General features: G+C 53.5%; 14 protein-coding genes, 1 other RNA gene and 2 pseudogenes. 9 read left to right on the plus strand and 8 right to left on the minus strand.

The window, feature by feature from the left end; genetic code table 11:
- Positions 1-235 precede the first annotated feature (235 nt).
- Positions 236-4,069: an FAD/FMN-binding oxidoreductase gene (locus HMPREF1028_RS03655; protein WP_009311449.1), complete on the minus strand. Its 3,834-nt coding sequence runs from the start codon at positions 4,067-4,069 to the stop codon at positions 236-238.
- A 333-nt stretch (positions 4,070-4,402) separates the two neighbouring features.
- On the opposite strand from HMPREF1028_RS03655, the gene ffs reads away from it, so the two are divergent.
- An RNA gene (gene ffs / locus HMPREF1028_RS13270) (signal recognition particle sRNA small type) lies at positions 4,403-4,499 on the plus strand.
- A gap of 148 nt (positions 4,500-4,647) precedes the next feature.
- On the opposite strand, the gene HMPREF1028_RS03660 is transcribed toward ffs, so the two are convergent.
- The 4 genes and pseudogenes from HMPREF1028_RS03660 to folB form a co-directional block, all read right to left on the minus strand.
- Positions 4,648-5,529 carry a DMT family transporter gene (locus HMPREF1028_RS03660; protein ID WP_009311451.1) on the minus strand — a complete coding sequence of 294 codons (882 nt, stop codon included), beginning with the start codon at positions 5,527-5,529 and terminating at the stop codon, positions 4,648-4,650.
- Between the two features lie 117 nt (positions 5,530-5,646).
- A pseudogene (locus HMPREF1028_RS15325) lies at positions 5,647-5,709 on the minus strand (transposase); the annotation flags it as partial.
- A gap of 117 nt (positions 5,710-5,826) precedes the next feature.
- A complete protein-coding gene (locus HMPREF1028_RS03665; RefSeq protein WP_003760014.1) occupies positions 5,827-6,360 on the minus strand; it encodes an NUDIX hydrolase in 534 nt (177 codons plus the stop codon).
- Positions 6,361-6,517: 157 nt separating this feature from the next.
- Positions 6,518-6,868 (minus strand): dihydroneopterin aldolase, encoded by a 351-nt coding sequence (gene folB / locus HMPREF1028_RS03670; RefSeq protein ID WP_003762738.1) that lies wholly within the window; start codon positions 6,866-6,868, stop codon positions 6,518-6,520.
- A gap of 56 nt (positions 6,869-6,924) precedes the next feature.
- Here folB and plsY point away from each other — a divergent pair, with 56 nt between their 5' ends.
- From plsY to HMPREF1028_RS03705, 8 genes and pseudogenes are all read left to right on the plus strand, one after another.
- Positions 6,925-7,536 (plus strand): glycerol-3-phosphate 1-O-acyltransferase PlsY, encoded by a 612-nt coding sequence (plsY, locus tag HMPREF1028_RS03675; RefSeq protein ID WP_009311454.1) that lies wholly within the window; start codon positions 6,925-6,927, stop codon positions 7,534-7,536.
- Positions 7,537-7,699: 163 nt separating this feature from the next.
- The gene (locus HMPREF1028_RS03680) at positions 7,700-9,151 is read left to right on the plus strand and encodes a patatin-like phospholipase family protein (protein ID WP_009311456.1); all 1,452 of its coding nucleotides are present in this window, start codon (positions 7,700-7,702) and stop codon (positions 9,149-9,151) included.
- 66 nt (positions 9,152-9,217) lie between these two features.
- Positions 9,218-9,961 carry an epoxyqueuosine reductase QueH gene (locus HMPREF1028_RS03685; protein ID WP_009311458.1) on the plus strand — a complete coding sequence of 248 codons (744 nt, stop codon included), beginning with the start codon at positions 9,218-9,220 and terminating at the stop codon, positions 9,959-9,961.
- A 146-nt stretch (positions 9,962-10,107) separates the two neighbouring features.
- Positions 10,108-11,331 (plus strand): nicotinate phosphoribosyltransferase, encoded by a 1,224-nt coding sequence (gene pncB / locus HMPREF1028_RS03690; RefSeq protein WP_009311459.1) that lies wholly within the window; start codon positions 10,108-10,110, stop codon positions 11,329-11,331.
- Positions 11,332-11,499: 168 nt separating this feature from the next.
- Positions 11,500-11,562: pseudogene (locus tag HMPREF1028_RS15330) on the plus strand (transposase); the annotation flags it as partial.
- A gap of 189 nt (positions 11,563-11,751) precedes the next feature.
- Positions 11,752-12,993: an NAD(P)/FAD-dependent oxidoreductase gene (locus HMPREF1028_RS03695; RefSeq protein ID WP_009311460.1), complete on the plus strand. Its 1,242-nt coding sequence runs from the start codon at positions 11,752-11,754 to the stop codon at positions 12,991-12,993.
- Between the two features lie 319 nt (positions 12,994-13,312).
- Positions 13,313-13,843 (plus strand): hypothetical protein, encoded by a 531-nt coding sequence (locus HMPREF1028_RS03700; protein WP_009311461.1) that lies wholly within the window; start codon positions 13,313-13,315, stop codon positions 13,841-13,843.
- A complete protein-coding gene (locus HMPREF1028_RS03705; RefSeq protein WP_009311462.1) occupies positions 13,843-15,057 on the plus strand; it encodes a beta-ketoacyl-ACP synthase in 1,215 nt (404 codons plus the stop codon). The genes HMPREF1028_RS03700 and HMPREF1028_RS03705 overlap by 1 nt, the downstream gene beginning before the upstream one ends.
- A gap of 280 nt (positions 15,058-15,337) precedes the next feature.
- Here HMPREF1028_RS03705 and HMPREF1028_RS03710 read toward each other — a convergent pair whose 3' ends face one another.
- The 3 genes from HMPREF1028_RS03710 to HMPREF1028_RS03720 form a co-directional block, all read right to left on the minus strand.
- Positions 15,338-15,706 carry a hypothetical protein gene (locus HMPREF1028_RS03710; RefSeq protein ID WP_003762775.1) on the minus strand — a complete coding sequence of 123 codons (369 nt, stop codon included), beginning with the start codon at positions 15,704-15,706 and terminating at the stop codon, positions 15,338-15,340.
- A 68-nt stretch (positions 15,707-15,774) separates the two neighbouring features.
- Positions 15,775-17,427 carry an NAD(P)-binding protein gene (locus HMPREF1028_RS03715; RefSeq protein WP_009311463.1) on the minus strand — a complete coding sequence of 551 codons (1,653 nt, stop codon included), beginning with the start codon at positions 17,425-17,427 and terminating at the stop codon, positions 15,775-15,777.
- A gap of 85 nt (positions 17,428-17,512) precedes the next feature.
- Positions 17,513-19,363 carry a hypothetical protein gene (locus tag HMPREF1028_RS03720; RefSeq protein WP_009311464.1) on the minus strand — a complete coding sequence of 617 codons (1,851 nt, stop codon included), beginning with the start codon at positions 19,361-19,363 and terminating at the stop codon, positions 17,513-17,515.
- Positions 19,364-19,521: the final 158 nt, after the last annotated feature.

The raw sequence follows: 19,521 nt of genomic DNA on the forward strand, positions 1-19,521 counted from the left end.
TTTAATCCACTATAAAAATGCACCCTGACGGCTGGAGGGTACAGCCTTCAGGGTGCCATTCAAACTGTTTTCATCTGTTTAAAACGTAGTGGTCGTCTGAAAATCGGATTGACTGTTCGGCGCATTGTATTAAGGGTTCGGCAAACTCTTCTCCAACCTTCCAAAGTCTCTCCGCCGATTTAATGAATGACGGTTTTCAGACGACCTTTGAGGTCGTCTGAAAACCGTACAATCCTTACAGCAACACTTTCTCCACGCCGCCGTTGTTGGCTTTTTTTACAAACTCGTCCAGCCAGTTTTCGCCGAGGATGTGTTTCGCCATTTCGATAACGATATAGTCGGCGGGCATGTCGTTGTCGTCGGCGTAGCGGCTCAGACCTTGCAGGCAGGCGGGGCAGGTGGTGAGCATTTTAACGGGTTCGCCCTGCGGCAGCTCTTTGAGGTTTTTCTCGATTTCTTCCTGTTTGCGGAATTTGACTTGGGTGGCGATGTCGGGGCGTTTGACGGCGAACATGCCGGATTCGCCGCAGCAGCGGTCGCTTAAGACGACTTTCTGCCCCATGAGGCTGCTTGCCATTTGGGTGGCGTTCATGGTTTTGATGGGCGTGTGGCAGGGGTCGTGATAGAGGTATTGCTGACCTTGTACGCCGTTCAGTTGCACGCCTTTTTCGAGCAGGTATTCGTGGATGTCGATGATGCGGCAGCCGGGGAAGATTTCTTCGAAGCGGTATTTTTCGAGCTGGTCGTAGCAGGTGCCGCAACTGACGACGACGGTTTTGATGTCGAGGTAGTTGAGGGTGTTCGCCATGCGGTGGAAGGCGACGCGGTTGTTGGTACTCATCTGCTCGGCTTTTGCCTTGTTGCCGCCCGCGTCCTGCGGATAGCCGCAACACATATAGCCGGGCGGCAGGACGGTTTGTACACCGACGTGCCAGAGCATGGCTTGAACGGCGAGTCCGATTTGGCTGAACAGGCGTTCGGAACCGCAGCCGGGGAAGTAGAACACGGCTTCGGCATCTTCCGGCGCGGCGGGATTGCGGATGATGGGGATGCTTTTATCGTCTTCTATGCCGAGCATGGAGCGCGGTGTTTTGGCGGGCACGCTTTTGGGCAAAGGACGGTTGATGAAGTGGATGATTTGTTCTTTGACCGGAGCGGTGCCGACGGTGGCTTTGGGTTCGGCTTTTTGTTTTTTGGTACCGACGGGCAGGAGTTTGCCGATTTTGTAGGCGAAATTCTGCGCGGGGAAACCGGTCTGTATCATGGCAGCGCGCAGGGCTTTGATGGTTTTAGGACCGGTGGCGTTCAAAAATGCCATGCCCATCGATGCGGCGGGGGCGAAGCGTTTGTGGCCGGAGTCGGCAAGGTAGTTGCGGATGGCTACGGTAACGTCGCCGAAGTCGATGTTGACGGGACAGGGTTTGACGCAGCGGTGGCACACGGTGCAGTGGTCGCCGATGTCCATGAGTTCTTCGAAGTGTTTGATGGAAACGCCGCGGCGGGTTTGCTCTTCGTATAAAAACGCTTCGGTCAACAGCCCCACGCCGAGGATTTTGTTGCGCGGGCTGTACAGCAGGTTGGCACGCGGGACGTGGGTGGAGCAGACGGGTTTGCATTTGCCGCAGCGCAGGCAGTCTTTGACGGAATCGGCGATGGTGCCGAGGTCTGATTTTTCCATAATCAGCGATTCCGCACCCAACAGCTCGAAGGACGGCGTGTAGGCGTTGCGTAAGTCCGAGCCTTTCATCAGTTTGTGACGGTTGAAGGTGTGTTTGGGGTCGACTTGGTTTTTGTAGTCCCAAAACGGTTGCAAATCTTCATCGGTTAGGAATTCGAGCTTGGTGATGCCGATGCCGTGTTCGCCCGAAATCACGCCGCCGAGCGAGCGGGCGAGCTTCATGATGCGTTCGACCGAGCGGTAGGCGGTTTGAAGCATTTGGGCGTCGTCAGAATTGACGGGGATGTTGGTGTGGACGTTGCCGTCGCCCGCGTGCATGTGCAGGGCGACGAAGACTCTGCCGCGCACGGTTTTGGCGTGGATTTTGCCCAAGCCTTCGATGATTTTGGTGTCGGTTTTACCGCTGAAGATTTCGGCGAGCGGTTTCATTACGTCGTCTTTGACGGACACGCGCAGGCGGAAATCGCGGAAGGCGGTGAAACAGCTCTCGTCGTCTTTGGCTTCGGGCGCGGCATGGACGGCTGCGCCGTAGCGGGCTTTGTAGTCGGCAAGCGGCGTATCCAGATGGGCGAGCAACCAGTCCCAACGCTCTTTGACGGCGGAAACGTGGGCAAGGGCGTGTTTGCCGCGTTCGCCCAAAAGTTCGGCGGTCGGCAGGTCCGTGCCCATTTTGTCGATGGGGAGTTTGCCCGAAAGATATTGCTCCAATGCGGCGCACAGGGTGAGTTTGTTTTGGATGGAAAGCTCGATGTTGATACGTTCGATACCGTCCGAATACTCGCCCAGCCGTTCCAGCGGAATCACCACGTCTTCGTTGATTTTAAAGGCGTTGGTGTGTTTGGCGATGGCGGCGGTGCGGCTGCGGTCGAGCCAGAAGGTTTTGCGCGCTTCGGGCGACACGGCGATAAAGCCTTCGCCGTCGCGGGCGCGGGCGAGTTCGCAGATGTGTTCGGCGGCGGCCTGTACGGCGGCTTCGTCGTCTGAAACCACGTCCGCCAACAAGACCATTTTCGGCCGCCCCTTGCCTGCCGCTTTAGTGGCGTAGCCGACGGCGCGGACATAACGCCAGTCCAAATGCTCCAAACCTGCCAGCCGCACGCTTTCATGGGCGAGCAAGAAGTCGCGGATTTCGACGATAGAAGGCGTAGCGGTGGCGACCGTGCCGAAAAACTCCATACACACGGTGCGCGTGTATTTCGGCATTTTATGCAACACGAAAGCGACGCTGGTGATGATGCCGTCCGTGCCTTCTTTCTGCACGCCGGGCAGGCCGCTCAAGAATTTGTCGGTAACGTCTTTGCCCAAACCGACTTTGCGGAATTTGTGGCCGGGGATTTCCAAGCGTTCGGTTTTAACGATATTGATGCCGTCTGAATCCAGCGTGTGAATGTCGAACACGGCGGTTTCTTCATCGTGAATTTTGCCGAAATTGTGGCGCACGCGCTCGATACGCAGCCATTCGCCCTGCGGGTTGACCATCTGCCAGTAGGCGAGGTTGTCCAACGCCGTTCCCCACAGCACGGCTTTTTTACCGCCTGCGTTCATCGCCACATTGCCGCCCACGCAGGACGCGTCGGCGGAAGTCGGATCGACGGCGAACACCAAACCCGCCTGATGCGCGGTTTCTTCCACCCGTCGCGTTACCACACCCGCGCCGCAATGGATAATCGGATGTTTGCCGTCCAAGCCCGCCAGTTCGACAAATTCGACGCCGCGATGCTTGTCCAGTTTTTCCGTATTGATGACCGCGCTGTTTGCATCCAGAGGCACGGCGCCGCCGGTATAACCTGTGCCGCCGCCGCGCGGGATAATGACCAAATCCAGCTCGATTAAGGCGCGCACCAAAGGAGCAACTTCCGCCTCTGTGTCGGGATTGACGACGACAAACGGATATTCGACGCGCCAGTCGGTCGCATCGGTAACGTGCGTTACCCGCGCCAGCCCGTCAAACATAATATTGTGCGGCTTGGTGATTTTGCTCAAACGCTCCAAAATCTGCCGCCGCTTTTGGCGCGTTTCGTCAAAGCTGCCGTCAAAACGCTCGACCGCCTTTTCCGCCGCCGCCACCAATACATCAACTTTCGGATTGTCGTCGCGGCGTTTGCGGATTTCGTTCAACCGGTGGCGCATTTCTCGCACCAGCGCGGCACGGCGTTTCGGGTGCTCCAGCAAATCATCGACCAGATACGGATTGCGCACGACCACCCAAATATCGCCCAACACTTCAAACAACATCCGCGCCGAACGCCCCGTCCTGCGCTGTCCGCGCAAGTCCTGCAGAATCTGCCACGCCTCATCGCCCAACAGGCGGATGACGATTTCGCGGTCGGTGTAGGAAGTATAGTTGTAGGGAATTTCCCGAATACGCTGCGGGGCGGTAGTCGTGGTCATGGTGGCGGTGTGTCCGTATGATTATTGGTACGGCGAAACTGCGGAAAGCTGCGGCATGATTTCGCCGTATTTTTATGAAAAGGTCGTCTGAAAGTGCAGCTTCAACGAAGTTAAAATGATTTTTGAAACAATCAGACAACTCGTTGGAAAAGCGATAATGTAGTTTAAATTCCGATGTTTTTCAACGGAAAAGGCGAAAAATGTTTCAATAGGAATAATTTTCAAAAAGGCGAATATTGTTGACAATTTAAAGGTAAAAAGACTTTTCAGACGACCTTCGACGACGCCGCGCTTGAGTTTTCCCGTAAAACAGTTATAATGCCACTCTCTTACGGCGGGTCTCCCCGCATGGTAATTCGGAACACCGGGTCAGGGGCGGAAGCCAGCAGCCCACTCCGATGCATCAGTGCCGGGGGTCTGGCTCGCCACCCTATTAAAAAACACCGAAGATTGATTGGTCTTCGGTGTTTTTGCTTTTGTAGAATCCGGGATGGGAAAAAGGTCGTCTGAAAATCTATTGAATGCACCTACTCGAATAACGGCAAGTCATCGCATCCGTTTGTGACGGTAAGGCAACATCAAACAGCTTTCTCGTTGGCACGCCCTAAGTAAATGGCAATCAGGGTCAACACGGTGCCGCTCCATTGGAGGGCGTTAATCGGTTTGTCCAACCAAAAATAGTCGATCAGCAAGGCGGCAACAGGTTCGGAGAGCAACAGTAGTCCGGTCAGCGAGAATGATAATAATGGAATGGCATAGGCTATCATGCCCCATGCGAAACACTGCATCACCGCACCGTAAATCAATACCAGCCCAATATCGCGCATGGTGGCGGGATAGAGGGCGTAACTGTCAAACAGGATGGACGGAATGATGAGGGATAACGCGCCGCCAAAGCTCAAAATCATCATCATGGGGAACAGGGAAGTTTTCTCGATTTGGTGGGTTTTGTGGATACACGCCATAGACAATGCGAGCATCCCGCCCGAAGTGATGCCGCTGATAAAGCCCCAGACGGCGTTGCCGTTGTGTCCGAACTCAGGGCTGCCGATAAGGGCGACGCCGCTGATGGCGAGAATGAGGCTGAACATTTGCGATTTGCTCAAGCGTTCGCCGAAAAAGAAGAAACCGATGGCGGAGAGGAAAAATATCTGCAAGCTGTTGAGCAAGGTGGAAATACCGGGACCGACGGCGTGTATGCTTTCGTGCCACAGCGACAGGTCAAATGCCAGAAACACGCCGGAGAGCATGGCGGTGTAGATGGCTTTTCTGCTTTTGGGCAGTTTTTGCCCGAAGAGGCGCGACAGCAGCCAGAAAATCACCGCCGCTATCGCCAGCCGCCAAAATGCGATAGCGTAAGAGCCGACGTCGACAAATTTGACAATCAAGCTGCCCAATCCGAAAACGACGCAGCCGACGACCAGCAAAGGGGCGGCATGCGAATGATGCGGCTTATTCATAACGTTCTCTATTCTCTTTGTTTTATAGTGGATTAACTTTAAACCAGTACGGCATTGCCTCGCCTTAGCTCAAAGAGAACGATTCTCTAAGGTGCTGAAGCACCAAGTGAATCGGTTCCGTACTATCTGTACTGTCTGCGGCTTCGTCGCCTTGTCCTGATTTAAAGTTAATCCACTATATAAGGCGGATTTGAAATCCGTCGGTTTTATGGGTATTGCTATACAGCCGGTTTGCAGAAAGGTCGTCTGAAAACGTGCAACCTGCTTTTCAGACGACCTTTTTACCTTCTTTTCACATCAATCCTGCATCAGCCAATATTGCAAGCCGATTAGGGTTTTGCCGTCTTTGATTTCGTTGTGTGCCAAAGCGGTGCGGGCTTCTTCCTTGCTCATCAGGACGGTTTCGGTGATTTCGTCTTCGTCGTTGCTCAGAGTGCTGCCGAGGCGCACGCCTTCTGCTTGGTAGAAGTACATTTTTTCGTCGCAGAAGCCGATGGCGGTGTAGAAGCTGCTGATGAGTTTGACGCGGTCGGCGGTGTACGGGGTTTCTTCCGCCAGCTCGCGCAGGGCGCATTCGGCGGGGTCTTCGCCTGCATCGAGTTTGCCGGCGGGAAGCTCGAGCGTGGCAGCGTCTGCGGCGTAACGCCATTGGCGTACGAGCACGGCTTTGCCCTCTTCGGTAACTGCCAAAACGCAGGCCGCGCCGGGATGGCGGATGACGATGCGCTGGCTTTCGTTACCGTTGGGCAGGCGGACTTTGTCGCGGTTGATGGTAACAAATGAGCCTTGATAAATCGGCTCGCTGCTGAGTTTGGTTTCTTTCAAATCCATTTGCGTGTTCTCTTTGTAAAGTTTGATACGGGGTCGTCTGAAAATCGGGAATGGGTTTTAACTTCTTTGGAGCCGAGCTTTCAGACGACCTCTTGAGTCATGAAAAGGCTCGTCTGAAAGGGAGCGAAGCGGGTTTCGCTAAACCGTTTGTGCTGCTTTAAACCCTGCTGCGTTCGATTTCAATGCCGACTTCTTTGACATCGGGCAGGATGCCGGGCTTGATGATTTTGACGCGCACACTCAACGCGCCGAAATTGTCGAGGATGAGCTTGGCGATGTGTTCCGCCAATGATTCGAGCAAGAGGAAGCTTTGTTCGGCAAGGCTTGCCCTGACGGCTTCGCAGACTTCGCCGTAGTGGACGGTATTGCCGATGTGGTCGTCTTGACCGCTTTGTTCGGGGATGCCGATGTCCAAGTCCAAAATCAGGGTTTGGGGGCGTTCGCGTTCCCAGTCGTACACGCCGATTAAGGTGTCCGCCTTCATGCCGCGTAAAAAGATTTTGTCCATTTGCCTGCCTGTTTTTTTGATAAAATGAGCGTCCCATTTTAAGTAAAGCATCTGAAATGTTCAATGTATCCGCCGTTATCGCGGCTTATTTAATCGGTTCGTTGTCGTTTGCCGTCATTGTTTCCAAATATTACGGCATGGACGATCCGCGTACTTACGGCTCGGGCAACCCCGGCGCGACCAATGTTTTGCGCAGCGGCAAGAAAAAAGCGGCGGCGCTGACTTTGCTGGGCGACGCGCTCAAAGGTTTGGTGGCGGTGGTTTTGGCACGCTGCCTGCAAGATGCTTTGAATCTGTCGGACATCGCCATAGCGGCGGTTGCCGTCGCCGCGTTGGTCGGACATATGTGGCCGCTGTTTTTCGGCTTTAAAGGCGGCAAGGGCGTGGCGACGGCGTTGGGCGTATTGCTGGCGCTTTCTCCTGCAACGGCTTTGGTTTGCGCGGCAATTTGGCTGGTGATGGCGTTCGGCTTTAAAGTGTCCTCACTTGCCGCGCTCGCCGCCACCGTAGCCGCGCCGCTCGTCGCCTTCTGGCTGATGCCCTACCCTTCTTGGGCTTGGGCGACCGTCGTCATCGCCGTGCTGGTGTTGTACCGCCATAAAAGCAATATCCAAAACCTGCTTCAAGGCAAAGAAGGCAAAATCGGAGACAAGGCGGACAAGCCTTAAACCTGATTTTATTTTTCAGACGACCTGTCCGATTTCGGAATGAACCAAGGTCGTCTGAAAACCTTTCAATCTACGCTGCGGCATCGCCTTAACCCGCCGGCAGGTATCGAAAACCGATTTAATCCATTATAATCAAGCTCTTTTGTTTCACGACCAAACTTCCATGCCGAAACGCCCGTTCAAAACCGTCCTGACCGCCTTTACCTTGGCCGCGCTGTCTGCCTGCTCGCTGGTCAAGTACCAGCCTGTCGCCACCATCAATAAAATTGATATGAACCAAGGCTATCGTTTTGAAACCAGCCAGTTTCGGCGCGAAGAAGACGACACCTTCATCATCCTGATGCTCTCCGGCGGCGGAACACGCGCGGCGGCGTTGGGCTACGGCGTATTGGAACAGCTTCAGCAGCAAAAAGTTACCATCGGCGGCAAAAGCAAATCGCTGATGTCCAATGTCGATTTGGTGGTCGGCGTATCCGGCGGCTCCGTCCTCGCCGCCTACTTCGCGCTCAAAGGCGAAGAAACCATCCCCATGTTTTACAAGCGTTTCCTTCACCAAAACTTCCAACGCCAAGTCGTCAAGCAAGCCTTTTCCATGTCCAACCTGCCCCGCCTCGCCTCACCCGAATACGGACGCGGCGACCTCTTGCAGGAGCAGTTTGAAAACCACCTTTTCGGCAAAGCCACCTTCCGCGATTTGGAAATGCACGGCAAAGGCCCGTTCGCCATCATTTCCGCCACCGACATGGGCGCGGGCGAACGCCTGAACTTCACGCAAGAATATTTCGACCCCATGTGCATCGACTTGGGCAGATTGCGCCTGGCCCGCGCCGTTGCCGCCTCCAGCGCAGTGCCCATGATATTCGCCCCGATTACCCTCAACAACAACGGCGGCAACTGCGGCTACACCCTGCCGCCGCAGCTGCAAATGACCGGTCTTGAGTCCCAAAAGCAGCAAAACGCCACCTATCAAGAATTTAAAAACAGGTTCAACAAATACAGCGACAGCAAAACCCGACCCTACATCCACCTGATAGACGGCGGACTGACCGACAACCTCGGCATGCGCAGCCTCTTGGACATGACCGAAATGTATCCCGACAAAGTGTTGGAACAACAAATCCGCAGCCGTAACCTACGACACATCGTCGTCATCAGCGTCAACGCCCAAAACCAAATCAGCAGCAATATGGACAAAACCGCCGCCGTACCCGGATTCCGCGACGTCGTTACCGCCATCGTCAACATCCCCATCGACCAATACACCCAAGAATCCCAACGCCGCTTCCGTGCCTTCGTCGACAAACGCAACGAAACCAGCCGACAAAACGGCGACGGAATCAGCTTTTCCTTCGTCAGCCTCAACCTCAAAGACCTGCCGCCCTCCGCGTTGCGCGACAAAGTGTTAAACATCCCCACCAGCTTCTACCTCCCGCCCGAAGACGTGGACAACCTGCGGACTGCCGCGGCAGAGCTGATGAAACAGTCCCAAGACTACCAAAAACTGCTGCACGAATTTGCCGCACACCCCAACCCCGAAAGCATCTTCGCCGAGCCGCCGCCACCCGACCCCAAAGACGGCAAAGCAGCCAAAAAACAAAACAAACCCATCCCATAACGACATTTCAGACGACCCATAAAACCCAAAGGTCGTCTGAAACACCACAAACGGAACACCCCGATCATGAACGACAAAACCAGCCCCATCGTTACCGACATCAACCGCCCCGTCCTCGTCCCGCCCGGCGGCCATAAAAAAGTCCTGCTGCATTCCTGCTGCGCCCCGTGCAGCGGCGAAGTCATGGAAGCCCTGCTCGCCAGCGGCATCGACTACACCATCTACTTCTACAACCCCAACATCCACCCGCTCAAAGAATACATGTTGCGCAAAGAAGAAAACATGCGCTTCGCCGACAAATTCGGCATCCCCTTCATCGACAAAGACGACGACTACGAAAACGACCGCAAAGAATGGTTCGCCAAAGCCAAAGGCATGGAATTCGAACCCGAACGCGGCATCCGCTGCACCATGTGTTTCGACATGCGTTTCGAAAAAGCCTCCCAATACGCCCACGAAAACGGCTTCCCCGTCTTCACCAGCTCGCTGGGCATTTCCCGCTGGAAAAACATGGCGCAAATCAACGACTGCGGCCACCGCGCCGCCGCGCCCTACGACGACGTCGTGTATTGGGATTTCAACTGGCGCAAAGGCGGCGGCAGCGCGCGCATGATCGAAATCAGCAAACGCGAACACTTCTACCAGCAGGAATACTGCGGCTGCGCCTACTCCCTGCGCGACTCCAATGCCCACCGCAAATCGCAAGGCCGCATCCCCATCAAACTCGGCGTGCTGTACTACGGCGACGAGTCCACACAATACGAACCCTCGCCTGACGGACAGGCAGCCAAAATCGTTGTGGACAAATAATTGATGTCGGTTTTATATGAAGAAAAAGGTCGTCTGAAAGATTTCAGACGACCTTTTCAACATTCCCCCGATTAAAAAAAGTAACACCCGTCCGTCTAACCGTGTTCTAATAATGCTTTACATTTACGCTGAACGAGAGAAAAGCCATGACCGCACCTCAAACGCCCGTTATCCGCTCCCTGCTCGACACCGACCTGTACAAGTTCACCATGCTTCAGGTGATACTGCACCAATTCCCCCAAACCCACAGCCTTTATGAGTTCCGCTGTCGCAACAAAGACATGGTTTACCCGCTTGCCGACATCCAAAGCGACTTGGAACGAGAACTCGACGCGCTCTGCCAACTGCGCTTTACCCACTACGAACTCGACTACCTGCGCAGCCTGCGCTTCATCAAAAGCGACTTTGTCGACTATCTTGAACTCTTCCAACTCCAACGCCGCTTCGTCAAAGTCAGCCCCGACTCAGAAGGTCGTCTGAATATCCGCATCGAAGGCCCCATGATTCAGGCGATGTTCTTTGAAATCTTCATCCTCGCCATCGTCAACGAACTCTACTTCCGCCGTCTCGAAACCCCCGCCGTCATTGAAGAAGGCGAACGCCGCCTCCAAGCCAAAGCGCAACGCCTCAAAGAAATCTCCGCCGCGCAAAACCCCGACGATCCGCCGTTCCTCATCTCCGACTTCGGCACCCGCCGCCGCTATACCCTCGATTGGCAGGAACACGTCATCCGCACCCTGCTTGAAGCCGCCCCCGACATCGTGCGCGGTACCAGCAACGTTTATCTCGCCAAAAAAATCGGCATCACCCCCATCGGCACGATGGCACACGAGTTCCTCCAAGCCTTCCAAGCCCTCGATGTGCGCCTGCGCAATTTCCAAAAAGCCGCCCTCGAAAGCTGGGTACACGAATACCGCGGCGACCTCGGCATCGCGCTGACCGACGTGGTCGGCATGGATGCCTTCCTGCGCGACTTCGACCTCTATTTCGCCAAACTCTTCGACGGTCTGCGCCACGACAGCGGCGACCCTTATGTATGGGGCGACAAAGCGCACGCCCACTACAAAAAACTCAAAATCGACAGCCGCACCAAAATGCTGACCTTCTCCGACGGTCTGGACATCGAACGCTCGTGGGCGTTGCACCAATATTTCAAAGACCGTTTCAAAACCAGCTTCGGTATCGGCACCAACCTCACCAACGACATGGGCCATACCCCGCTGAACATCGTTTTGAAACTCGTTGAGTGCAACGGTCAGTCCGTCGCCAAACTCTCCGACTCCCCGGGCAAAACCATGACCACCAACAACACCTTCCTCGCCTACCTGCGTCAGGTGTTTGACGTTCCCGAGCCGAAGGCGGAGGATTGATTAACTGAAAAACGGCAAAAGGTCGTCTGAAAACCCAAAACTAAGGTTTTCAGACGACCTTTTCCATCAGACAAATTGTCAACACGACAATCATCCCAAGCCGCAATCCACCCCTACTCCGTTATAGGTTTCCTGTACGGCGGTTGCCGTCTTTTCTGCCTTTTCATTTATAGTGGATTAAATTTAAATCAGGACAAGGCGACGAAGCCGCAGACAGTACAGGTAGTACGGAACCGATTCACTTGGTGCTTCAGCACCTTAGAGAATCGTTCTCTTTGAGCTAAGGCGAGATAACGCCGTACTGGTTTAAAGTTAATCCACTATAATTATGAAGATGCACTTGAAACCCATTTCAGATAAGTCTATTAAGGAGTAGAATAGCGACCGTTTTATTTTGTTATGTTTTGAAAGTATATTTAAATGTCCGCACCTCAATTCGATGTCGCCGTGATCGGCGCAGGTCCTGCAGGCTCGGTAGCATCCGCCCTGCTTCACAAAAAAGGTTATAAAGTCTGCGTATTGGAGAAACAGCACTTTCCACGCTTCGTCATCGGCGAAAGCCTGCTGCCGCACTGCATGGAAATGCTTGAAGAAGCCGGTTTTGTCGACGCCGTACACGCCGAACCCAGCTTTCAGTTTAAAAACGGCGCGGCGTTTTCATGGGGCAGCCGTTATACCGAATTTGATTTCACCGAAAAATTTTCAGACGGCCCCGGCACGGTTTACCAAGTGCGCCGCGGTATTTTCGACAAAATCCTGATTGACGAAGCCGCCAAGCAAGGTGTGGAAGTACGTTTCGGACACGGCGTGACCGCGTTCGACAACAGCGGCGACCTTGCCCGTTTGAGCGTGGAAGCCGACACGGGAGAGAGCTACGAGCTGACCGCGAAATTCGTATTGGACGCCAGCGGCTACGGCCGCGTGCTGCCGCGTTTGCTTGACTTGGAAACGCCGTCGCACCTGCCTCCGCGCCAAGCGCATTTCACCCACATCGACGACAACATCACCCACCCGAAATTCGACCGCAGCAAAATCCTGATTACCACCCATCCGCAACACCGCGACGTGTGGATTTGGCTGATTCCCTTCGGCGACAACCGCTGCTCTATCGGCGTAGTCGGCACGCCCGACGTACTCGCGGGCGAATCGGAAACGGTGTTGAAAAAATTTGTCTACGAATGCCCGATGCTGAAAGAAATTCTGGACAAAGCCGTCTGGGAAAACGACTTCCCGTTCCGCTCCATCCAAGGCTATTCCGCCAACGTAAAATCGCTGCACGGCAAGCATTTCGCGCTGTTGGGCAATGCCGCCGAGTTCCTCGACCCCGTGTTCTCATCAGGCGTAACCATCGCGCTGCACTCCGCCAAACTTGCCGCCGACCTGCTGGCGAAACAGCTTGAAGGCAACGCGGTGGACTGGGATGCCGAATTTGCCAAACCGCTGATGATCGGTGTGAACGCGTTCCGCACTTACGTCGACGGCTGGTACGATTTCCGCTTCCAAAACGTCGTGTACGCGCCCAACCGCAGCCCTGAAATCAGCCGCATGATTTCTTCCATTTTGGCAGGCTACGCATGGGATACTGAAAATCCGTTCGTAGCAAAATCCGAACAGCGCCTGTCCACGCTGGCAGCTTTGGTCGGCGATCTGCAAATCGAATAAAGGGGCAGCCGACGCCCTTTCACAACCGCTTCCGCCCCAGTGCGCCAATCGTTATCCACCGGGGCAAGCTGTTTTATAGTGGATTAACTAAATCAGGACAAGGCGACGAAGCCGCAGACAGTACAGATAGTACGGAACCGATTCACTTGGTGCTTCAGCACCTTAGAGAATCGTTCTCTTTGAGCTAAGGCGAGGCAACGCCGTACTGGTTTAAAGTTAATCCACTATACATTTTCAGACGACCCCTGAAAAGGTCGTCTGAAATACTGTCCGACATCGGTTACAATACTTCCTTCCTCCGCACCGACAAAGGAACCCCATGCGATTTCCAAGCCTAGCCCTTGCTGCGCTGACCCTCAGTGCCTGCGCCCTTTCCCCCTCGCTGCCCCATCCGCAAACCCTGCCGACGCTTGAGCAATCGGGTTTGTGGTTCAAGCTTGAGCAGACCGACGCTTCGGGCAATGCCGCCCAAACCAGCCTGCTGGCGGTCGAGCAGTTGCCGGAGGGCATCCGCTTCGTGCAGACCGACGCGCTGGGTACGCCCGTATCGCGCCAGTTTGTCGGCACGAAAGGCTGGAAAAACGACGGCTTCATTATGCCCAATTCCGCTTCGCGCCGCCTCTTTGCCGCGCTGCTGCCGCTGCTTGCCGCTGACCGCGCCGCCGAGCTGTATCCCGAAGTGGAGCAAAAAACATCCGAACACAACACATTCTGCCCTGACGGCAACGGCGCGGTATTCCGTTATAAAGAACAAGATTTATGGTGCGTCGCACAAGATAACGGACGTTTCGTGATTGCCTTCCCCGACAAAACCCGTTGGACCGTCAGCCCGATCAAAGAAGAAGAATAATGAAATCCCCTGTTTACCTCAGCCGCCCCGCCGTAACCAGCGCGCTCGGCAGCGGTCTGCAAACCCATATCGACGCGCTGCTGGCGCCGTCTGAAACTTCGACGCTGACGTTTTCCGACCAATGGGTTAAAGGCAAAAACTTCGCATTCGGTGCGGTAAGCGAAACGCTGCGCCCGCTGCCCGACAATCTGCCCGCCGCATACCGCAGCCGCAACAACCAACTACTGTGGCACGCGCTGGAGCAGATTGAAGACGACATCCACGCCGCCGTTCGCCGTTACGGCGCGGCGCGGACCGCCGTCATCATGGGTACGTCCACCAGCGGCGCAGATGAAAATATGCCCTTGTTCCAACACGTTGCCGACGGCGGCAGCTGGACGGACAAACCGTTCAACCAGCTTCAGCACGAAATGGCGTCGCCTTCGGAATTTGTTGCACACGTTTACGGTATTCACGGCCTGTGCTACGCCGTTTCCACCGCCTGCACATCGGGCGCGCGCGCCTTAATTAGCGCGGCGCGGCTGTTGCGCGCAGGTTTGTGCGACGCGGTTATTTGCGGCGGCGTCGATACCCTGTCACCGTTGACCATCAACGGTTTCGCTTCGCTGGAAGTGCTTTCAGACGACCTCGCCAACCCATTTTCCGCCAACCGCAACGGCATCAACATCGGCGAAGCCGCCGCTGCCTTCGTCATGACCCGCGATGCCGATTTCGGCGGCACGATGCAATTGTTGGGCTACGGCGCAAGCAGCGACGCTTATCATATGTCCTCGCCCCGCCCCGACGGTTTGGGTGCGGCGCAGTCTTTTCAGGCGGCGCTGAACAATGCCGGGTTGCAGCCGCAGGACATCGGCTGGATTAATCTGCACGGTACCGGCACGAAACACAACGACAGCATGGAAAGCCGCGCCGTCGCCGAAGTGTTCGGCAGCCAAACCTTCTGTACTTCGACCAAGCCGCAAACCGGACACACGCTCGGCGCCGCCGGTGCCATTGAAGCCGCATTCGCCTGGGGCATCGCCGACCGCGGCTGCAACCCGCAGGGCAAACTGCCGCCGCAACAGTGGGACGGCATCCCAGACCCCGAACTGCCCGTCGTCGCCCTGACCGACGGCAACAGCGTATGGCCGTCTGAAAAACGTATCGCCGCCAGCTCGTCTTTCGCCTTCGGCGGCAGCAACGCGGTATTGATTATTGGAGAATCAGCCGAATAAACCGCTTTCGGCTTTGCCTCAACAATATAGTGGATTAACTAAATCAGGACAAGGCGACGAAGCCGCAGACAGTACAGATAGTACGGAACCGATTCACTTGGTGCTTCAGCACCTTAGAGAATCGTTCTCTTTGAGCTAAGGCGAGGCAACGCCGTACTGGTTTAAAGTTAATCCACTATAAAAAGGTCGTCTGAAAACAGTTTTAGGTAACTGTTTTCAGACGACCTTTTCCCTTACTGCGGCCAAAACCGCTCAAGCATGGTTCGGCTGGATGTTTATCCTAATTGGCTGCGTTGACGCACAAAGAATCAATCTTGCCCGCGCGCGGGAAGCGGATGGTGTAGCGTCCTTTTTGGTTGATTTCGGCAAAGCTGAAGCGGTCTTCAGGCGTATCGCCGTCCGCGCCCACTTCCAAAGCAACGCGTTTGCCTTTCGGGTCTTTCACGACCACATTAGGGCTGACGGGCGCGAATGAAAGCATCAAACCATTGCCTTCCGTCACTTTAAAGCTGTACACCTCGCCGCGTTTGACCTTCATAGGTTGGTCGATGCAGCCCGTTTCATTCAAGGGCAAATTTTTTTCCGCATAAGCAAAGGCGGTGCTGCCCAAACCCAAAGCAAGCATTAGGGAAAAACTCAGAGATTTCATACGGTTTCCTTTGAGATTTAAATATTCAAACGAAGCGGGATTATAGCACTGATTATTTGACATCCGCGCTAGGCGAGACGAAAAATAATCCAACCAACATAAAACTCAACCTTCCCCCGTTCCAACACCTTCATTGCCGCCTCTACGCCCCAATACAAAGCTTCTTCGAATACCGAATAGCCGCTCAAATCGCTGTGGGCAAACAGCAGTCCTGACGCTCGGTTTCTGATTTTTAACAAAGATTCGTCGTTCAGATAACCGGCTTTCGGCACGCTCATGCCGTGTCCGCGTACCGTAACATCAACGTGGGAAACGTGTTGCCAGAAGCCCTCTCCGTAGGCGGCGATCAAGTCTTTGGCGGCCAAGTCGCGCAGTTCTTCGTTAGAGGCTTCGAGCAGTTGGCGGCGGACGGTTTGCGGGGTGTCGTGGTTTAACGCGGCATAGGCGGTGAAGATGGTGCGCTCGGGGCGGGCGACGCGAATGAACTGGTTGGTGGCGACAACGTAGCCGAGTCCTTGACTGCCGTAAATGACGTTATCCCACGCCGTTTCGCTGTTGTTTTTTTCTTTCGGGAAGCTGTGCATCTCGAAATTGGCAACCAACCACGGGGCGTATTCGGGCATGTTCAAACCATATTGCGCGGGATTTTCCATGATGCGGGCGGCGACCATCAACGGCATGGCGGAGATAACGTGTTGCGCGGTCAGAGCGACGGTTTCACCGCTTGAATTGTCGCGCAGCCAAACTTCGATACGGTCGTCTGAAAGAGGCTTGATTTTGACGGCGGATGCGTTGACGGAAGCGGGTTTGTCGAGGCGGATGCGGTTTTCAGACGACCATTGCCAACCTTCCTGCAAACCGGCATGGTGGCGCAGATTTTCGGAAAGATGTGCCAGACCTTCGGGCCAAGTGAGGACGGTTTCTGCGCTGTTACGGGCGGCGAAGTAATGCAGTCCGGCAAAGGCGGATACTTGCGCTATGCCCTGTCCGTAATCGTCGCGACAACAGTAATCGAGATACCACAAAAGTTCGGGCGAGGTGTAGCCCTCTTGCGTAAGCCATTGTTTGAACGTCAATTTATCAAGTTTGCGCCACATTTCGTCTGCCGATGACAGGGCTATCGGAATGGAGAAAATCTTTTTGCCGTCGCTTCCGTAAGCCTGTTTCAGACGACCGATCAAATCAAAAAAGCGTTTGGAATCCGCATCTTCTTTCGGCAACAGGTGTTCCTGCCATTTATCCTGATACAAAAGGCGCGACTCGGGCGCGTAAACCAAATCGGTTTCCCTGAAACTGCCTTCCGATTGCAAAATACCAAAATCCGCCAGCATCTCGCGCACATACGCACTCTCTTTCGACGGCAACGCAAGATAATGCGCACCGCTCGGCGCTTGCAGGCCGTCTGAAGCGGCGTAGGCGGCATTGTTGCCGTTGCGCTCGAACCCTTCCGCCAACAATACATCACGATGACCGTGTTTCGCCAAATACCACAACGCCCCCAAACCCGCCGCGCCGCCGCCGAGTATCAGCGTATTGCATTCGTAACGTCGAGTCGGCGGGCTGAGCAATTTCCCATCGCGCAACAAATGCCCCAACGGCAGCCCGACGCGGTTGACGGAAACCGGCGGTTTGCGGTTGAGTCGGTTGTAAGTCAGCCAAGAGAAAGAGGACGCAGCGGCAAGCGCGGCGGTGTAACTGAGAAATTGACGGCGTGTCGGCATGGGGTTGGATGTCGGTTTAGGGTTCTGACAGGTCGTCTGAAAACATCAAGACGGTTTCAGACGACCTTTTGATGAAATGTTTCCATCAATTTTGTTTGACTGCGGATGCTTGTTGGAAACGTTTTTTATTAAGCAGCGTTTCAGTAAAGTAGTCGAAACGTGACTCTTCAACTGGAAGACTAGAGCTAAACGCTAGACATCCCGGCGCCCGCCTAGCATACGAAGAACCATTATCCTCTTCTGAAACATATGATTTTTCGATGATTCCACTGATATTTTTGAGACATTGCCTATATGCCGCTTCTCGCTTGGTATTATCATTGCTCAGTTCAAGGTATTGTTTTCTCTCTTTTTCATGCAATACCGAAGAGTAGGCTACGTAAACCAATAAAAACCCATCTTCATCTTTATTTTCATATTTATCTTTTGAAGCGGAAAGCTCTTCTAACGTCTGATTCTGAAATTTTTTTGAGAGAGCGCGGGAATATACTTTACATTGACTATCTGCTAACCAATCTATTTTTCCTTCATCGCGACAGCTGGCAGGAATTTCGGCAATCAGTTTATCGATGCTGTTTTTCGCCAATTCATCCACGAGAGGCTGGATTTTGTCAGTAAACACCTGGTTCAATGCTATGACCATTATCTGATGCTGCTTTTGTTTCTGCTTCGGTTTCTCTTCCGTACCCGAGAAAATGTCTGCCATATTCACCGGATAGTCTTTTTCTACGGTGCTTATGAAATTTTGCCAAGGTGTTTGGGCGTATTTCTGAGCCAAGATTGTTTTGGCTTGTGCGACCTCAGGCGTTTTTTCCAACTGCTTCCATTCTTTTTCGCTGTTTGCTTCCGTTTCCCGGGTTTGTTTGCCGAAATTTATCCAAACCGCGCTGTCAATAACCTTATTTAAATCAGTAGGCAGCTCCAACCTTTCCATGACTTGATTCGTAATAACGCATTCCGGATAAAGTTCTAAATAAAAGGAAGGTGTGAAATGTTCCGTGTTATTTATCTGGGACTCTGTTGCTGCTATTTTATCGCCGATTTTTTTAGTACATTGCATATATTCGGTATTGAGTTTGCGATAGTCCAGCATTAATGCTTTATCCATTTTTTCTAAACTCTCCTCCACCGCAGAACGGTAGGCAGCCGACAAAACAGGAGCAGGCAGATGCTTGGCGTCGTTATATTGTTTTTCCATACCCGCCAATTCGGATAATGTTTTTTCTGAGAATTTGTCCTTTAAAACATAATAATAGGCTTTACACGAAGGAATAAGATCCCAAGCTCCCTTACGACAGCTTTGTGGAATTTCTTTGGTCAATGTTTCAATGTTTTTTGTTTTCAATTCATTCAAAAACGGCTCCGCCTTATCGACAAAAATGCGGTCGATGGCTTCTCTTTTGGCCCGATCTTCCAATCGGTTTTTTCTATTGCGTGTTTGAACGGATTCTTTACGCAAAGCCTCGGGGTAGAACGTGTTCCAATCTTCATTGGCGTATTTCTTTTCCCATTCGGTTTTGAGCCGGATGACCTGCTTTTCAAATTTTTGATTCAGCTCTTCTTTTTTCTTATTTTCCTCCTGCCATTTGCGCAGCGGTTCCGCAGCATTGTTTGCCGTCCATGCGGCGAAACAGGGAGATAATTCGTTGTTGCCGGGATTGAGCATCAAAATATCGTCGGGATACTCCGCAATCATTTGTCGTTCATCGGCGTTTTCCATATCAACGCCCACTTTTTTAAACACGCCGTCTTTCAAACATTGTTCGTTTTTAGCTTTGGCTTCGTCGAGATGCTCGAAATAATAGATGTAGTCTTTGGCGAATGGGTTGATGGGTGTTGATGATGAAGAACTGGTGGGTGCCGAACTTGGGTTGCTGATACACGCGCCTAAAGAGAGCACGGATAAAGAGAGGATGATGGAAGTGCGTAAGTGCATTTTGATTCCTTGATGTTCTTAGTGAGAATATTTTTTGGGGTTTTAAAATGAGGTCGTCTGAAAACAGATTGAGCCTGTTTCAGACGACCTTTACAGGTTTTATAGTGGATTAACTTTAAACCAGTACGGCGTTGCCTCGCCTTAGCTCAAAGAGAACG

Source organism: Neisseria sp. GT4A_CT1, assembly GCF_000227275.1.
In the GTDB taxonomy this organism is placed as follows: domain Bacteria; phylum Pseudomonadota; class Gammaproteobacteria; order Burkholderiales; family Neisseriaceae; genus Neisseria.

What these genes read in the sequence shown, in the direction of transcription:
- HMPREF1028_RS03655 (WP_009311449.1), bottom strand. Translation starts at nt 4,069, where the DNA reads ATGACCACGACTACCGCCCCGCAGCGTATTCGGGAAATTCCCTACAAC.
- HMPREF1028_RS03660 (WP_009311451.1), bottom strand. Translation starts at nt 5,529, where the DNA reads ATGAATAAGCCGCATCATTCGCATGCCGCCCCTTTGCTGGTCGTCGGC.
- HMPREF1028_RS03665 (WP_003760014.1), bottom strand. Translation starts at nt 6,360, where the DNA reads ATGGATTTGAAAGAAACCAAACTCAGCAGCGAGCCGATTTATCAAGGC.
- folB (WP_003762738.1), bottom strand. Translation starts at nt 6,868, where the DNA reads ATGGACAAAATCTTTTTACGCGGCATGAAGGCGGACACCTTAATCGGC.
- plsY (WP_009311454.1), top strand. Translation starts at nt 6,925, where the DNA reads ATGTTCAATGTATCCGCCGTTATCGCGGCTTATTTAATCGGTTCGTTG.
- HMPREF1028_RS03680 (WP_009311456.1), top strand. Translation starts at nt 7,700, where the DNA reads ATGCCGAAACGCCCGTTCAAAACCGTCCTGACCGCCTTTACCTTGGCC.
- HMPREF1028_RS03685 (WP_009311458.1), top strand. Translation starts at nt 9,218, where the DNA reads ATGAACGACAAAACCAGCCCCATCGTTACCGACATCAACCGCCCCGTC.
- pncB (WP_009311459.1), top strand. Translation starts at nt 10,108, where the DNA reads ATGACCGCACCTCAAACGCCCGTTATCCGCTCCCTGCTCGACACCGAC.
- HMPREF1028_RS03695 (WP_009311460.1), top strand. Translation starts at nt 11,752, where the DNA reads ATGTCCGCACCTCAATTCGATGTCGCCGTGATCGGCGCAGGTCCTGCA.
- HMPREF1028_RS03700 (WP_009311461.1), top strand. Translation starts at nt 13,313, where the DNA reads ATGCGATTTCCAAGCCTAGCCCTTGCTGCGCTGACCCTCAGTGCCTGC.
- HMPREF1028_RS03705 (WP_009311462.1), top strand. Translation starts at nt 13,843, where the DNA reads ATGAAATCCCCTGTTTACCTCAGCCGCCCCGCCGTAACCAGCGCGCTC.
- HMPREF1028_RS03710 (WP_003762775.1), bottom strand. Translation starts at nt 15,706, where the DNA reads ATGAAATCTCTGAGTTTTTCCCTAATGCTTGCTTTGGGTTTGGGCAGC.
- HMPREF1028_RS03715 (WP_009311463.1), bottom strand. Translation starts at nt 17,427, where the DNA reads ATGCCGACACGCCGTCAATTTCTCAGTTACACCGCCGCGCTTGCCGCT.
- HMPREF1028_RS03720 (WP_009311464.1), bottom strand. Translation starts at nt 19,363, where the DNA reads ATGCACTTACGCACTTCCATCATCCTCTCTTTATCCGTGCTCTCTTTA.